Source organism: Pseudomonas pseudonitroreducens (genome assembly GCF_021603645.1).
GTDB classification, from domain to species: domain Bacteria; phylum Pseudomonadota; class Gammaproteobacteria; order Pseudomonadales; family Pseudomonadaceae; genus Pseudomonas; species Pseudomonas pseudonitroreducens.
On the sequence record NZ_BQHJ01000014.1, the window covers coordinates 154,634 to 170,191 of the forward strand.

The 15,558-nt window shown below is 64.9% G+C and carries 17 protein-coding genes; 4 read left to right on the top strand and 13 right to left on the bottom strand.

Features of this window, described 5'->3' with window-relative positions:
• Position 1: 1 nt before the first annotated feature.
• From speB to L6D89_RS28260, 4 genes are all read left to right on the top strand, one after another.
• Positions 2–958 (top strand): agmatinase, encoded by a 957-nt coding sequence (gene speB, locus L6D89_RS28245; protein WP_236201831.1) that lies wholly within the window; start codon positions 2–4, stop codon positions 956–958.
• 75 nt (positions 959–1,033) lie between these two features.
• On the top strand, positions 1,034–1,957 hold the full coding sequence (locus L6D89_RS28250; protein WP_236201832.1) for a LysR family transcriptional regulator: 924 nt from the start codon (positions 1,034–1,036) through the stop codon (positions 1,955–1,957).
• Positions 1,954–2,676: a phytanoyl-CoA dioxygenase family protein gene (locus L6D89_RS28255; RefSeq protein ID WP_236201833.1), complete on the top strand. Its 723-nt coding sequence runs from the start codon at positions 1,954–1,956 to the stop codon at positions 2,674–2,676. Before L6D89_RS28250 ends, L6D89_RS28255 begins: the two co-directional genes overlap by 4 nt.
• 15 nt (positions 2,677–2,691) lie before the next feature.
• A complete protein-coding gene (locus tag L6D89_RS28260) occupies positions 2,692–3,093 on the top strand; it encodes a GFA family protein (RefSeq protein ID WP_236201834.1) in 402 nt (133 codons plus the stop codon).
• A 131-nt stretch (positions 3,094–3,224) separates the two neighbouring features.
• Here L6D89_RS28260 and L6D89_RS28265 read toward each other — a convergent pair whose 3' ends face one another.
• The 13 genes from L6D89_RS28265 to L6D89_RS28325 form a co-directional block, all read right to left on the bottom strand.
• Entirely contained in the window at positions 3,225–5,183 is a 1,959-nt protein-coding gene (locus L6D89_RS28265; RefSeq protein ID WP_236201835.1) for a DUF7844 domain-containing protein, read from the bottom strand.
• Positions 5,180–5,515: a DUF2388 domain-containing protein gene (locus tag L6D89_RS28270; RefSeq protein WP_017517696.1), complete on the bottom strand. Its 336-nt coding sequence runs from the start codon at positions 5,513–5,515 to the stop codon at positions 5,180–5,182. The genes L6D89_RS28265 and L6D89_RS28270 overlap by 4 nt, the downstream gene beginning before the upstream one ends.
• A 37-nt stretch (positions 5,516–5,552) precedes the next feature.
• Positions 5,553–5,846, bottom strand: a complete 294-nt coding sequence (locus tag L6D89_RS28275; protein ID WP_236172272.1) for a DUF2388 domain-containing protein — start codon at positions 5,844–5,846, stop codon at positions 5,553–5,555.
• A 106-nt stretch (positions 5,847–5,952) separates the two neighbouring features.
• The gene (locus tag L6D89_RS28280) at positions 5,953–6,273 is read right to left on the bottom strand and encodes a DUF2388 domain-containing protein (RefSeq protein WP_236172271.1); all 321 of its coding nucleotides are present in this window, start codon (positions 6,271–6,273) and stop codon (positions 5,953–5,955) included.
• 93 nt (positions 6,274–6,366) lie between these two features.
• Positions 6,367–6,567, bottom strand: a complete 201-nt coding sequence (locus tag L6D89_RS28285) for a DUF1127 domain-containing protein (RefSeq protein WP_236172270.1) — start codon at positions 6,565–6,567, stop codon at positions 6,367–6,369.
• Positions 6,568–6,851: 284 nt separating this feature from the next.
• Positions 6,852–7,058, bottom strand: a complete 207-nt coding sequence (locus L6D89_RS28290; protein ID WP_015474893.1) for a DUF1127 domain-containing protein — start codon at positions 7,056–7,058, stop codon at positions 6,852–6,854.
• 357 nt (positions 7,059–7,415) lie between these two features.
• Entirely contained in the window at positions 7,416–8,912 is a 1,497-nt protein-coding gene (locus tag L6D89_RS28295; protein WP_236172269.1) for an acetyl-CoA hydrolase/transferase family protein, read from the bottom strand.
• Positions 8,913–9,098: 186 nt separating this feature from the next.
• The gene (locus L6D89_RS28300; RefSeq protein ID WP_045213558.1) at positions 9,099–10,535 is read right to left on the bottom strand and encodes an NAD(P)(+) transhydrogenase (Re/Si-specific) subunit beta; all 1,437 of its coding nucleotides are present in this window, start codon (positions 10,533–10,535) and stop codon (positions 9,099–9,101) included.
• 1 nt (position 10,536) lies between these two features.
• Positions 10,537–10,851, bottom strand: a complete 315-nt coding sequence (locus L6D89_RS28305) for an NAD(P) transhydrogenase subunit alpha part 2 (protein WP_015474896.1) — start codon at positions 10,849–10,851, stop codon at positions 10,537–10,539.
• Between the two features lie 61 nt (positions 10,852–10,912).
• Positions 10,913–12,031, bottom strand: coding sequence for a Re/Si-specific NAD(P)(+) transhydrogenase subunit alpha (locus L6D89_RS28310; protein WP_054907497.1), 1,119 nt, complete (start codon positions 12,029–12,031; stop codon positions 10,913–10,915).
• A 615-nt stretch (positions 12,032–12,646) separates the two neighbouring features.
• Entirely contained in the window at positions 12,647–13,282 is a 636-nt protein-coding gene (locus L6D89_RS28315; RefSeq protein ID WP_236172266.1) for an SCO family protein, read from the bottom strand.
• Between the two features lie 132 nt (positions 13,283–13,414).
• Complete coding sequence (gene cyoE / locus L6D89_RS28320) at positions 13,415–14,317, bottom strand: heme o synthase (RefSeq protein WP_236201836.1); 903 nt, start codon at positions 14,315–14,317, stop codon at positions 13,415–13,417.
• Between the two features lie 88 nt (positions 14,318–14,405).
• Positions 14,406–15,479, bottom strand: coding sequence for a COX15/CtaA family protein (locus L6D89_RS28325; protein WP_236201837.1), 1,074 nt, complete (start codon positions 15,477–15,479; stop codon positions 14,406–14,408).
• Positions 15,480–15,558 lie beyond the last annotated feature (79 nt).

A 15,558-nucleotide genomic window follows, 5' to 3' on the forward strand; every position in this document is an offset into this window, starting at 1 on the left:
CATGCCCCACGACTTCCCGCAACCCCTGGATGCCGCGCAGGTCCCCCGCTTTGCCGGCATCCCCAGTTTCATGCGCCTGCCGATCTTCGAAGACCCGGCGCAGGTCGATATCGCCCTGCTCGGCGTGCCCTGGGACGGCGGCACCACCAACCGCGCCGGCGCCCGTCACGGCCCGCGCGAGGTGCGCAACCAGTCGAGCCTGATGCGCAAGGTGCACCACGTCAGCCGCATCGCGCCCTATGACCTGCTGCGCATCGGTGATATCGGCGACGCCCCGGTGAATCCCATCGACCTGCTCGATTCGCTCAAGCAGATCGAGGGCTTCTACCGGCGCATCCATGCCGCCGGCACCATCCCGCTGTCGGTGGGTGGCGATCACCTGGTGACCCTGCCGATCTTCCGCGCGCTGGCCGCCGAGCGGCCCGTCGGCATGGTGCATTTCGACGCCCACTCCGACACCAACGACCGCTACTTCGGCGACAACCCATACACCCACGGCACGCCGTTCCGCCGGGCCATCGAGGAAGGCCTGCTGGACCCGAAGCGCACGGTACAGATCGGCATTCGCGGTTCGATCTACGACGCCGACGACGAAGCCTTCGCCCTTGAGCAAGGCATCCGCGTGATCCACATGGAAGAGTTCGCCGACCTGGGAGTGGAGGCCACGCTCGCCGAAGTCCGCCGCGTGGTGGGGCAGGAGCCGACCTACGTCACCTTCGACGTCGATGTGCTCGACCCGGCCTACGCGCCCGGTACCGGAACGCCGGAGATCGGCGGCATGACCACCCTGGAGGCGCAGCACATGATTCGCGGCCTGCAGGGGCTGAACCTGATTGGCGCCGACGTGGTGGAAGTTTCGCCGCCGTTCGACCAGGGCGGAGCGACCGCGCTGGTGGGCGCCACCATGATGTTCGAACTGCTCTGCGTCCTGGCCGATTCGGTCGCTGCGCGCCGGTGACCGCCCTGGGGGTTCACGGGGCGGCGCGCTCGGCGCTATAACGGAAGGCCTGCGCCCGCCGCCACGAGAACTCCCATGCTGGGCAATCTGTCCGATATCGACCTGCGCCTGCTGCGCACCTTCTGCACCATTGTCGAGGCGGGCGGCTTCACCGCCGCCCAGGTGCGCCTGAATACCAGCCTGTCGCGGCTGAGCGTGCTGGTTCGCGATCTCGAATTGCGCCTGGGATATTCGCTCTGCCGGCGTGGCAGCAGCGGTTTCCAGCTCACCGAGGAAGGGCAGCAACTGTATGAAGCGGCGCTCGGCCTGTTCGTCGATATCGAGCGCTTCCGCGAGCAGGTGACAGGGCTGGGCGGCCGCGACCGCGAGGTGCTGCACCTGGGCTGCGTCGATGGCGTGCTCGGCCAGCACTGCTGGCCGCTGCCGCTGGCCATCCGGCTATTCCGCGGCGGCAACCCGCGGGTGCGCCTGAACCTGCATACCCAGCGTCCGGACGAACTGGAGAACGCCGTACTGGAGGAGCGCCTGCAACTGGCCATCGGCGCGTTCCACCATCGCTTGTCCGGCCTGCGCTACCAGTTGCTGTTCCGCGAGGAGCAGAACCTTTACTGCGCCCCTGGGCACCCGTTCTTCGAGCGAGCGGCGGACGAGCCTTCGCTGGAGCAGATCTGCGCCGCCGAATACGTCGGGCGTGGCTACATGACCGAGAGCCGACGGCCCCACGGGCTGGTCTTCAGCCGTGCCACCAATGCCTACAGCATGGAAGCCATCGCCAACCTGGTGTTCAGCGCTACCTTCATTGGCTACCTGCCGACGCACTACGCGGCGGAGTGGGTCGCCGAGGATCGCCTGCGGGCGATCCGACCGGCGCAGCTGGCCTATGTTTCGGAGTTCCATTGCGTGACGCGGCAAGGCGCCGAGCCGGGAGAAGTGCTGGGAGCCTTCCTCGATGCCCTGGAGCGCGCCCAGGCCCTGCTGGGTAGCGGGGAGTCGGCGTGAGCGACACCCTGCAGGCCTTGCGCGAGGACGGTTTCGTTCTGCTGCGCGGCTTGCTGGACTCCGAGCAGATTGTCGAAGTGCGCTCGCTGATCGATGGCCTGCGGCCCTGCCACTGGGATTACGAAGGGCTGGTGGATCACTACAAGTGCGTGTTCAACCGTTCCCCCCGATGGTTGCCCTATCTCGATCCGCCGGGGTTGATCGAGGTGGCGGAAGCCGCCCTGGGCTCGGACTGCCACGTGATCGGTCAGACGGCCTGGCGTTGCCATCCCGGCTTCATCGGCGCCGATATGCACCAGGACTACTTGCCGGTTGCACTGCCAGGGGCGGACATCGATCTGCCGATGTTCATCTGCACGGCGCAAATCTACCTCGATGACATCGACGAGGCGCTGTGCCCCACCTGGGTGATTCCCGGCAGCCATCGCGCAGGCCGCACGCCGGCGCCGGACGAGCGCGAGTGGGCGGGCAGGGTGGCCGAGCCGGTGCTGTGTGCAGCAGGCGATTGCCTGTTGTTTCGCAGCGATCTGTGGCACGCCGGCAGCCGTAACACCAGCCAGCGCACGCGCTACCTGCTGCAGGTGCACTATGGCCGGCGGATGGTCGCGCAGAAGTTCTCGCCTTACCTGCAATGGGCTTTCAACCCGCAAGTGCTTGCCGCCTGCACGGCGCGACAACGCCGGCTGCTGGGCGACCATGAAGCGGCCGAATACGACTGACTGGGAGGATCACCGATGAGTACAGTACATGCCGGTGGCTGCCATTGCGGCCAACTGCGTTACGAGTGCGATGCCGAGCTGACGGACGTTGCGCACTGTCACTGCTCGATCTGCCGGCGCACCACCGGCGGCATAGTCACGACCTGGGTCACGGTGCCGTTGCAGAGCTTTCGCTGGACCCACGGCAAGCCTGCCGAGTACCGCTCTTCGCCGCCCTGCGTGCGCTACTTCTGTCGCAACTGTGGCGCTCAGTTGGCACTGTTCACCGACCACGCGTCGCAAACCATGGATGTAACCACGGCGACTCTGGAAGAGGTCGCCACGGTGCTGCCCAACCGGCATATCTGGGTGAACAGCCGGCTGCCGTGGATTCACCTGGACGAGCAGTTGGAAGAGGAGTGGGAGGAGAAGCTTTAGTGCTCCGAGAGGGCGGCAGGGTGAAGCCTTCGTAGGATGGCGTGGAGCGTAGCGATACCCATCGCTAGCGGCTCAGCGGCAGCATGGGTATCGCTGCGCTCCACCCATCCTACAAGAGCAGTGGCGGAGTATCAGGGCAGCTCCAGCCCGCCCGATGCCTTGTGCAGCTCGCGCAGATGCGCGCCGATCTGCTTGGTGTTGGCTTCCAGCGCCGCCAGCTCGTCGCGGCGTTCCGGGGTGAGCAGGGCGCGCACTTCGCGGTCGAGATTGTCGCTGAGCTGGCGCAGACGTTGCTGGCGCTGCTGCGTCTGCTTCTCCAGGGTCGTGGTCTCCGCTGCCTGCGGCAGGCCGTAGCCGCCGTCGAGCAGCTCCGCCGGGCGGCTGAGGAAGCCGCTGTCGTCGAGGATCTGCTGCAGCGTCTTGCCGGCCGCGGCGAGGTCCGGCTTGCTCTGCATGGCGTCCGGATTGCTCAGGTACAGGCGCTTGAGCTCGTCCTGGGCGAGCAGCAGCTGACGCCGCAGCGAGGCCTGTTCGAGCAGCAGCAAGGCGGCGCTGGAGCGCAGGTCGGCCTTGTCGAACCAGGGGCGGCGCTCGGTGGCGGGCAGCGCGAGCCAGTCCTCCACCTTGTCCTGCGGGACATTCATGCGCTTTTTCAGCACATCGAACATGGCCTGGTAGCGGTCGCGGAAAGAGTCGAAGCGATAGCCCAGGCGCAAGGCTTCCTTGGGGTTGTCCAGCACACTGGCATCGGCAATGCCCTTGTTCTCCAGCAGGCCGAGCACACCGTAAGGAGTGATGCTGTCCATGGCCTGCAGACTCTGGCGCTGGATGCCGCTGCGCAGCAGCTTGAGCGTTTCCACGGCGCAGTTGTTGGACAGGAAGTAGTAGTTGCCGTCGTAGCTCCAGTGGCTCTGCGCCGAGCGTTCGACCAGGCTGGCAACTTCATCGCGGCTGAGCCTGAGCGGAATCGAGGCAAGGCTGCGCAGCTCGACCTTGGTGTATTCCTCGATCACCTGGGACAGCGGCAATACGAACAGGCGCGACGGATAGGCGCCGGTCAGGCCATCCCAGCTGGATAGCTGCAGGTCACCGACGAAGGCGCGGTAGGACAGCACCAGGTGCTGGTCCAGGTCCAGGCGGCAGGCCGGGCCACGCGGGCGTCCCGGCGCGCAGACCACCAGGCGCAGCATGGTGTGGCCCCAGCGGCTGGCGATCTCGTTGTTGGCCTCGGCGATCAGGTAATCGACCTCGTAGACCCGTTCGGGGTCGAGATAGCCCAGCGGCTGGCGGCCGAAGTCACGCCCGGCGTTGAGGTAGGCGTACTGGTTCGAGCATTGGTCATGCGGGCGCTCGCCGAAGCGCGCTGCGTAGTACCGGTACAGTGTCGGGCGGCGGCAGGCGAAGCTGCGGTCGAGGAGGAAGTACTCCATGTTCACCGCGACGTACTCGCGCGGGTTGGTCAGCTCGTACTTGTCCGGGCTGCGCAGCAGAAAGCGATTGTGCTGCTCGCGCTCGCCGTGCTTGCCGGCGTACTGCGGCCAGCCGGCAAGGTCGAGCAGGCGCGGGTCGTCCGAGAGGGTGAAGCGACGGCCGGTCTGGCCACGGCACTCATCCGGCGCACCGACGCGGCCGAGGCTCTTGTCGCGCATCGTGCAGCGACGGATGTTACGGGCCTCGGCGGCGTCCCAAAGGCGAGCGCGGTCATAGAGGTGGGTCAGTTCGTGGAGCAGGGTGGCCAGCAGTTCGCGGCGCAAGGTGCCATGGGTGCGGCCGGTCTGCTCGGTGGCGGCGCTACCGTCGGTGAGTGGGCCCAGATAGCGGCTGTTCAGGGCGATGGCACCGGGACGCAAGGTGCGGCCCATGCCATTGCTGGGCAGGTCGTCGCGCCACTGTACCTGGACGCTGCGGTCCAGGCGCTCGACGAAGCTGGTCGGCAATGTCTGCAGGGCTTCGTCCAGCAGTTGCTGGCTGGCCTGGCGCTGGGCAGCGCCCAGGCCGTCGGTGTCGAGCTCCAGACGGAGCGCGGCGTGGCTGCTGGCGGCGACAGTCAGTGCCAGGGCCGCCAGCCAGCGGCCAGCCCGGAGTCTCACAGAGCGAGGATGGCTTCGGCCAGGTCCTGATCGGAGGCTTCGCGTGCCTGCGGCACCTGCTCGCGCAGCACCTTGAACGCGGCTTCGAGCTGCGCGCCACGAATCGCACCGTCGCTGCCGACGTAGCTGGCGGCATCGTCACGGGCCTCGCGGACGACCTTCATGTCACGCACGGAGGTGGTGGTGTCCGAGGTGAAGTCGATGCTGCGGGCGAAGGCGTTGGTGGTGATGTTGAACACGCGGACTACCGATTGGGCCTGGGCGGTGGACGCGCAGGCGGCGAGCAGCAGGCCGAGGATCAGGGGGCTCTTGGAAAGCGAGCTGAGGCGCATGGATGTCTCCGAAAGGGCAGCTGGGGCTGCTCACAACTTATTTGGCAAGAATTGCTTCGGCCAGTTCCCGATCGTTCGCTGCCAGCCCCGGATGTTCCTGGCGCAGCCAGTGCAGTGCTGCTTCCAGGCGTGCGCCGCGCAAGGCGCCGTCGGTGGCAACGAACTGCGCCGCGTCGTCGCGTGCGCCACGCAGCAGTTTGTTGTCGAAGGGGCCGCTGGTGACCTGGCTGGTGGCGTAGCTGGTCCCCACCGGGAACTGGGTCGTCTGGTCGAATGCCTCGGCGGGCAGGGAACAGGCAATCAGCGGCAGTAGGAACAGCAGAGTACGCATGGGCTCGGACGATCGGAAAAGTACGACCGCCAAGGCTAACGGAATGCGCTGGAGAGAGCCAGCGCAGAGCGCCGGGCGGAGCGCCCGGCGCGGCAGGATACAGCGATCAGATGGTCAGGATCGCCTGGGCCAGTTGTTGATCGTTGGCGGCCAGGGTCGGCAGCTTGCTGCGGATGTGGGCGAGAGCGGCTTCCAGGTGCGCGCCGCGGATCTGGCCCTGGCTGGCGACGAAGGTGGCTGCGTCGTCACGGGCTTCAAGGACGATCTTGTCGTCCTTGAAGGAGTTGCTGATATCCGAGGTGCCGTCGGAGGTAGCCCCGGTGGCGCGCACCGACAGGTCGGTGGTGTAGACGAAGCTGGTGGCGTAGGCGCCGGTGGCGCAGCCGATCAGGGCAGCGGCGGCGATCAGGCGAAGACTGTTCTTCATGGAGTGGCTCCGGATAAGACCAAACAAAAGGTGGCCGGGGCGGCCACTCTAACTGTGGTCAGACTAGCCAAGACTGATCGGCGTCACCAGCATTCAGCGCCAGAACGGTTTCGAGATTTCTCTCACGCGTTCGCTGGGGCTGATACCGATATCGGCCAACTGCTGGCTGGTCAGCTCGGCAAGTTGGCGACGGGTTCGGGCGTTGCGAAGCCATTCGCCGAATACCGCGAACAGACGACGCAGCTGCAAAGCTGGGCGCGGAGTGGGCAGGTCGGATGACAGTGCGCGTTCCATGGCGGGGCCTCCTGGTGACCGTGGTGGACGGTCGATACAGGCTCGCACTGGTCGAGAGTGCGCGTCAGAGGCAGCGATGGGTTATTGCGGGAGTACAGCGAGGCAAAAAACAGAACTGTACCGCCACCGTTGCAGCTGGTTGTTCTGTGATCAGGGCGGGGCGGTAATGCGAGAGAAAAGCGGACTTCCGGAATGCCAAGGGCCGCTCCAGATGAGCGGCCTCAGGCAATCTACCAGTACAGTTAAAGCGAGCCTGGAGAGTGTGGCTCAGTTGTACTGTTGAATCAGCGCCAGAACGGCTTGTTCAGTTCGGCGTAACGCTGCGCTTCGCTGATGCCGGCGTCAGCCAGCAGGCGGGAATCCAGGCGGGCCAGCTGGCGGCGGCTTTCCATGCGGCGCTGCCACAGGCGAACGGTGCCGACGAGGCCACGATGGGCGCTGGAGGTGCTACGGGTGGTGCTCAGAGCTGCGGAACCGAGGGTACGTTCCATGGTGGTCATCCTTCTCGCTTGTGGCGAGTAGTCAGTTGCTGAATGGATTGAGCATATGATCTGACTTTTTGGTCAGGGATGACAGGTACAGTTGTACTGTATTGCGGTTGGTCAGCCGATTGTAATTTTGAACTGTAATGGTCTTTTTCGGGGCGAACTGTACCGCTGCGCTCCATTCTGGTGCGCAATTGGCGGATGTCTGAGGTCTTTCGAGGGTGCCGGCCAAGGAGTCGGCGAGGGAAGCTGAACAGTTGGAGCGGGATAAAAATCTGTTCAGGAGTGTTTTTACGTGGTTTTTTTCCGGCTGTAAACCCTTGCGGGCCATTCATTGCTGAATGACCCGCAAGGTGTCTGGAATCAGCTTGCCGCCAGCATGTGGCCGCGTTCTTCCAGATTGATATGCCACTCCAGGGCCTCGCGCAGGATGTGCGGGGTATGGCCGCCGCGCTCGCAGGCGGCATCGAAGTAACTGTTCAGGGCGTCGCGGTAGGACGGGTGTACACAGTTGTCGATGATCACCCGGGCGCGCTCGCGCGGCGCCAGGCCACGCAGATCGGCCAGGCCTTCCTCGGTGACGAGGATGTCCACGTCGTGCTCGGTGTGGTCAACGTGGCTGACCATCGGCACCACGCTGGAGATGTTGCCGCCCTTGGCGATGGACTTGGTGACAAAAATGGCCAGGTGCGCGTTGCGGGCGAAGTCTCCCGAGCCGCCGATACCGTTCATCATCTTCGTGCCGCCGACGTGGGTGGAGTTCACGTTGCCGTAGATGTCGAATTCCAGCGCCGTGTTGATGCCGATGATACCCAGGCGACGGACCACTTCGGGATGGTTGGAGATTTCCTGAGGGCGCAGTACCAGCTTGTCCTTGTAGCGCTCCAGGTTGCCGAACACCTCGGCGTTGCGGCGCGCAGACAGGGTGATGGAGCTGCCCGAGGCGAAGCGCAGCTTGCCCGCATCCATCAGGTCAAAGGTCGAGTCCTGCAGTACTTCGGAGTACATGGTCAGGTTCTCGAACGGCGACTGGATCAGACCGCACATCACCGCGTTGGCGATGGTGCCGACGCCAGCCTGCAGCGGGCCGAGGCTGTTGCTCATGCGGCCGGCATCCACTTCGCGCTTGAAGAAGTCGATCAGGTGGTTGGCGATGGCCTGGGTTTCGCCGTCCGGCGGCAGCACGGTGGACGGGGAGTCCGGCTGGTCGTTGACGACGATGGCGACGATCTTTTCCGCCGGGATCGGGATCGCGGTGCTGCCGATACGGTCGTCGACCTTGGTCAGCGGGATCGGCGTGCGGGTCGGGCGGTAGGTCGGGATATAGATGTCGTGCAGGCCCTCGAGGTTGGCGTTGTGCGCGACGTTGATCTCGACGATGACCTGCTTGGCGAAGATCGCGAAGCTGGCCGAGTTGCCTACCGACGTAGTCGGCACGATGTGGCCTTCCTCGGTGATGGCAACGGCTTCAATGACGGCGATATCCGGCAGCTTGAGCTGGTGGTTGCGCAGCTGCTCGACGGTTTCCGAGAGGTGCTGGTCGATGAACATCACCTCGCCGGCGTTGATCGCCTTGCGCAGGGTGCTGTCGACCTGGAAGGGCATGCGGCGGGCCAGGACACCGGCTTCGGTGAGCTGCTTGTCGAGGTCATTGCCCAGGCTGGCACCGGTCATCAGGCTGATACGCAGCGGCTCCTGCTTGGCGCGCTCGGCGAGGGCCTTGGGTACGGCCTTGGCTTCGCCGGCGCGGGTGAAACCGCTCATGCCGACGGTCATGCCGTCCTTGATAAGGGCCGCGGCCTGGTCGGCAGTCATCACCTTGTCCAACAGGGAGGACATACGCACGCGATCACGGAACATGGGAAAACCTCGGGCAGTAGGAAGTGCGAGGCCGCCAGTCTAGGGACTCGGCGATTTTTGGCTCTTATACCAAGGTCGAAAAATCGCCCGGCCGGGGCCTTCTTACTACCAATGTCCAGCGCTTTTCGCGTTGCCCGAAAGCAAGACACCGGCGCAAGGCCGGTGTCTTGTGGATCGACGGTCGTCTTATTCGACGGCCTTGACCATGTCTTCGATGACTTTCTTGGCATCGCCGAAGACCATCATGGTCTTGTCCAGGTAGAACAGTTCGTTGTCCAGGCCGGCGTAGCCGCTGGCCATCGAGCGCTTGTTGACGATCACGGTCTTGGCCTTGTAGGCCTCGAGGATCGGCATGCCGGCGATCGGCGACTTCGGATCGTTCTTCGCTGCCGGGTTCACCACGTCGTTGGCGCCCAGTACCAGCACCACGTCGGTCTGGCCGAACTCGGAGTTGATGTCTTCCATCTCGAACACCTGCTCGTAAGGCACTTCGGCCTCGGCCAGCAGGACGTTCATGTGGCCCGGCATACGGCCGGCAACCGGGTGGATGGCGAACTTCACGTTGACGCCGCGATGGGTCAGCTTCTCGGCCAGTTCCATCAGCGCGTGCTGGGCACGGGCCACCGCCAGGCCGTAGCCGGGGACGATGATCACGCTGTCGGCGTTGGTCAGCAGGAACGAGGCGTCGTCGGCCGAACCGGATTTCACCGGGCGGGCTTCCTTGGCGCCGGCCGGGCCGCCAGCGTCCGCTTCGGCGCCAAAGCCGCCGAGGATGACGTTGAAGAACGAGCGGTTCATCGCCTTGCACATGATGTAGGAGAGGATCGCGCCCGAGGAACCCACCAGGGAGCCGGCGATGATCAGCATCGAGTTGTTCAGCGAGAAGCCGATACCTGCCGCGGCCCAGCCGGAGTAGGAGTTCAGCATCGACACCACGACCGGCATGTCGGCGCCGCCGATCGGGATGATGATCAGCACGCCGAGGATGAAGGCCAGCGCCAGCATCACCACGAAGGCGGTCAGGTTACCGGTGAACATGAACAGCAGGCCCAGGCCCAGGGTGGTCAGGCCCAGCACCAGGTTGAGCATGTGCTGGCCGGCGAACTGCACCGGGGCGCCCTGGAACAGGCGGAACTTGTACTTGCCCGACAGCTTGCCGAAGGCGATCACCGAACCGGAGAAGGTGATGGCGCCGATGGCCGCGCCGAGGAACAGTTCCAGGCGGTTGCCGGTGGGGATGGTATCGCCCAGGTTCTGCACGATGCCCAGCGACTGCGGCTCGACCACGGCGGCGATGGCGATGAACACGGCGGCCAGGCCGATCATGCTGTGCATGAAGGCGACCAGTTCCGGCATCTTGGTCATTTCGACGCGCTTGGCCATGATCGAACCGGCGGTGCCGCCGACCAGCAGGCCGATGATCACGTAGACGATGCCGGTGGTGGCGATTTCGCTGCTGATCTTGAACACCAGTGCAACGGTGGTCAGTGCGGCGATGGCCATGCCGATCATGCCGAACAGGTTGCCGCGGCGCGAGGTGGTCGGGTGCGACAGGCCTTTGAGGGCCTGGATGAAGCAGACCGAGGCGATGAGGTAGAGGAGGGTGACGAGGTTCATGCTCATGTCAGTGCTTCTCCGCCTTCGGCGCTTTCTTCTTGAACATTTCCAGCATGCGGCGGGTGACCAGGAAGCCACCGAACACATTCACGGCAGCCAGGGCCACGGCCAGGGTGCCCATGGCCTTGCCCAGCGGGGTGACGGTCAGGGCGGCAGCCAGCATGGCGCCGACGATCACGATTGCGGAAATGGCGTTGGTCACTGCCATCAGCGGGGTGTGCAGCGCAGGGGTGACGTTCCAGACCACGTGGTAGCCGACGTAGATCGCCAGCACGAAGATGATCAGGTTGTAGATGCCGTGGGAGATCAGCATGTCTTCCATAGTTTCTCACCGGTCTTCAGGGCCGGACGCGGGGTCCGGCGCGTTCTTATATAAGAAGGGCTCAGCCGTTCTTGCGCACGATCTGGCCGTCGCGGCACATCAGGCAGGCGGCGACGATGTCGTCTTCCATGTTCACCGTGAAGCCTTCGGCGGTCAGGGTGAGCTTGAGGAAGTCGAGCAGGTTGCGTGCGTAGAGTGCGGAGGCGTCTGCCGGCACCAGCGCGGCCAGGTTGCTCAGGCCGACGATGGTCACGCCGTTCTTGACCACCACCTGGTCGGCTTCGGTCAGCGGGCAGTTGCCGCCTTGCGATGCCGCGAGGTCGATGACCACCGAGCCTGGCTTCATTTCGGCGACGGTCGCCTCGTGCAGCAGGGTCGGTGCCTTGCGGCCCGGAATCAGTGCGGTGGTGATGACGATGTCCGACTGCTTGGCGCGTTCGTGCACGGCCTTGGCCTGGCGTTCCATCCACGAGGCCGGCATCGGGCGGGCGTAACCGCCAACGCCTTCGGCGCACTCGCGCTCTTCATCAGTCTCGTAGGGCACGTCGACGAACTTGGCACCCAGGGACTCGATCTGCTCCTTCACCGCCGGACGAACGTCCGAGGCCTCGATCACCGCACCCAGGCGCTTGGCCGTGGCGATGGCCTGCAGGCCGGCTACGCCGGCGCCGAGGATCAGCACGCGGGCGGCCTTAACGGTGCCGGCGGCGGTCATCAGCATGGGCATGAAGCGCGGGTAATGGTGGGCGGCGAGCAGCACGGCCTTGTAGCCGGCGATGTTGGCCTGGGAGGAGAGCACGTCCAGGCTCTGCGCGCGGGAAGTACGCGGCGCGGCTTCCAGGGCGAAGGCGGTGATACCGCGTTCGGCCATGCGGGCGATGTTCTCGTTGTTGAACGGATTGAGCATGCCAAGCAGCACGGCGCCGGACTTCATCTGCGCCAGCTCGCTTTCGCTGGGCGCGACAACCTTCAGCACCAGTTCCGCGCCGAGCGCATCGGCGGCAGTGCCGATCTTCGCGCCGACAGCTTCGTAGGCGGCATCCGGCTGGCTGGCGCTGACGCCCGCACCGCTCTGGATGACCACCTGATGGCCTTGCCCGATCAGTTTCTTGACCGTCTCCGGCGTTGCTGCGACCCGCGTCTCACCGGCTTGGGTCTCGAGGGGTACACCGATCTGCACTCGCAAATCTCCTGCGTGATCCTGGGATTGTCCGGGCTACTACGTTGGCGACCCGGGTTATCGAACTGGCAACGGTCTAGTTCTTATTCTCTGACCGGGCTGTGACCCGGTGGCCGCGGCATTGTGCAATCGAACCTGGAGGGCATCAAGAAGTTCTGGAGTGGTACGAAGCGATAACTACAAGTCACGTTCGGACCCGTAGTTTTCCAGTCACCACCGAGGCCGCGTGGACCCTGGTGTTTAGCCTAATTGCCTATTGTGACCGGACGGACATGTCATCCTCGCCGTGAATGACCACCCATCAGAGGCTCCCCACACCCACCGAAAGGCCCGGTAATCCTGCAACAGGCTCAGGCATAGGTGTTAATTAATGTTTCTAATATGGAGTATGAGTCATTACTGATGCCTGATTTCCTGTAGCAGATTTTTTACATTGACTACGGGGTCAGGAAAATCGCCCGGGAGCTTCAAGGCCGCGTATTACACCGCGTCAGAGCCATGGGAAGAGGTTTAGCAGAAAGTTCGTATTTGTCCGCTATCGGGGCGAATGGCGCAGAAAAAACAACGGCCACCGTTATCGGGTGGCCGTTGGGGGTGAGACACGGTGTCGCGGAGTCAGTTGCTGGCGCTGACCACGCTGGGCAACTGGGCGACCAGCTTGTCGTTATGCAGCGGGGCGCGGATGAAGCCGTGCTGGGTGCCGTCCGGGCCGATCAGCACGAGGTTGCCGCTGTGGTCGACGGTGTAGTTGGGCTTGCTGGTGTCCGCCGGGATGTACGGGATGCTCATGGCGTTGGCCAGTTTCTGCACGTTCTCTTCCGAGCCGGTGATGCCCTTGAAGCCGGCGTTGAAGAAGCCGAGGTATTCCTTGATGCGTGGCGCAGTATCGCGGTGCGGGTCGACGCTGACGAACACCACCTGCAGGTTCTTCGCCACTTCCGGCGGCAGCTTGGTCTGCAGCTCGCGCAGTTGCGCCAGGGTGGTGGGGCAGACGTCCGGGCAGAAGGTGTAGCCGAAGAACAGCAGGGACCACTTGTCCTTCAGGCTGGAGGTCTGGAACGGCTGGCTGTCCTGGTCGGTGAAGGCGAGGTCGGGCACGCTGCGCGTTTGCGGCAGGATCACGATGCCGGCGTCGAGCAGCACGGTCGGGTCGAGCTGGTGGCGCTGGTTGAGCACCTTCTGGACGGTGAGGCCGAGGATCACGGCGACGATGGCGACGAGGATGAAGACGGTCTTGTTGACTCGGGTCATGGGGTACTCGTGGGTCGGGACGTCTGGGCTTTGTGCTGCTGTTAGTGCCGTTGGCAGGGGCGGTGATGTTCGCGAGCAAGCTCGCTCCTACAAACGGAGTTCCCCTGTAGGAGCGAGCTTGCTCGCGAATCCTCAGTAGTTCAGGTGCAGCGGCAGGTAATGGTCCACCAGCAGCGCGATGAACAGCAGGAACAGGTAGGCGATAGAGTACTTGAAGGTCTTGATCGCTGCATGGGGTCGGCTGCCGCAGTAGAGCGCCCAGGCCCAGTCGAGGAAGCGTGCGCCCAGGGCCAGCGCGGCGAGCAGGTAGACCAGCCCGGCCATGTGGATGGCGAAGGGCATCAGCGTCACGGCGAACAGCACCAGGGTGTAGAGCAGGATGTGCAGCTTGGTGTAGTGCTCGCCATGGGTCACCGGCAACATCGGGATGTCGGCCTTGGCGTATTCGTCCTTGCGGTGCAGGCACAGGGCCCAGAAGTGCGGCGGGGTCCAGGCGAAGATGATCAGCACCAGCAGCAGCGGTTCGGCGGAGACCTGCCCGGTTACCGCGACCCAGCCCAGCAGCGGCGGGGCGGCGCCGGCGAGGCCGCCGATGACGATGTTCTGCGGCGTGGCGCGCTTGAGGAAGCCGGTGTAGAGCGCCGCGTAGCCCAGCAGCGAAGCCAGGGTCAGCCAGGCCGTCAACGGGTTGGTGAACACCAGCAGCACCGCCATCCCGGCCATCGACAGCAACATGGCAAAGCCCAGCGCGATGGGCGGCGAGACGCGTCCTTCGGCCAGCGGGCGCTTGTGGGTGCGCGCCATGATCGAGTCGATGCGCCGGTCCACCACGTGGTTCACCGCCGCCGCGCCGCCGGCGCACAGGCCGATGCCGAGATTGCCGAAGACCAGCACCTGCCAGGGTACGCCGGCCTTGGTAGCGAGCAGCATGCCGATCAGCGAGGTGATCAGCATGAGCAGCACGACCTTGGGCTTGGTCAGTTCGAGCAGGTCGCGCCAGCTGGCTTGGCTGGAAGTGCTGATGACGCTGGCCATGGGCATTTCTCCGTCTTTGTGCTGACTGCTTGGCTTGGATAGGGACCGGCGCGCCTCGGCACCGGCCATCGTACTCAACTGTGCAATCTCAACCTTGGGAGGGATAGGCCACCGGGCGCTCCAGGGCGTCCAGGGCAATCGGGCTGCTGGCGGGCAGCTCGACGCGTTTCGTTGCGGGCGCGCGCACCCGGTAGTTCACCAGCACCAGCATCAGCAGCAGGAAGGCGCCGCCGCCGTTGTGCGCCACCGCCACCGGCAGCGGCAGGTGCAGCAGGACGTTGCTGATGCCCAGGCCGATCTGCAGGGACAGCCCCAGCAGCATCAGCGCGGTGATGCCGATCAGGCCGTGGCGCTGGAGGTTCCAGGCCAGCAGCAGGATCACCGCGGTCACGCAGAGCGCGCCCATGCGGTGGGTCATGTGGATGGCCGTGCGGGCGTCGCTGTCGAGCTGGCCGCCGAGGTAGTTGGGGCCGATGTGCTGGGTGAGGTGGAAGCCGTTGGCGAAGTCCATGTTCGGCCACCATTCGCCATGGCACATCGGCAGGTCGATGCAGGCCACCGCCGCGTAGTTGCTGCTGACCCAGCCGCCGAGGGCGATCTGCCCGATCACCATCAGCAGGGCGACGGCTGCCAGTGCGCGCAGCTTCGCGGGCAACTGCAGCGGGGCGAAGGCGCCGGACAGGCGCAGGCTGAGCAGGAACAGCAGCGACAGCGTGGTGAAGCCGCCGAGCAGGTGCGCGGTGACGACTTGCGGCCAGAGCTTGAGGGTGACCGTCCACATGCCGAACGCGGCCTGGGCGATCACCACGGCGAGCAGTAGCAGCGGCAGGCGCATGGGCTGGCCGTCGCGGCCGCGCCGTACCAGCGCGTGCACCGCCAGCCCGAGAATCAGCAGGCCGAGGCTGCCGGCGAAGTAGCGGTGGATCATCTCGTTCCAGCCCTTCTGCGCCTCCACCGGCGAGTCGGGGAAATGCATCTCGGCGTGGGCCAGCTGTGCCTCGTTCAGCGGTACGTGGACGAAGCCGTAGCAGCCGGGCCAGTCCGGGCAGCCGAGGCCGGCGTGGGTCAGGCGGGTGTAGGCGCCCAGAAGGATGACCACGAAGGCCAGCGCCGTGGCCAGCACGGCGAGGTAGAAGGCGGGTTTGCGTCTTGCCTGGATCATGCGTCGCTCCCGATCTTGTTGTTGTCTGGGGCTGGCGAGCTCTTAGAACCTGTTTACGATCTGCTGCGCGTCGGCATAA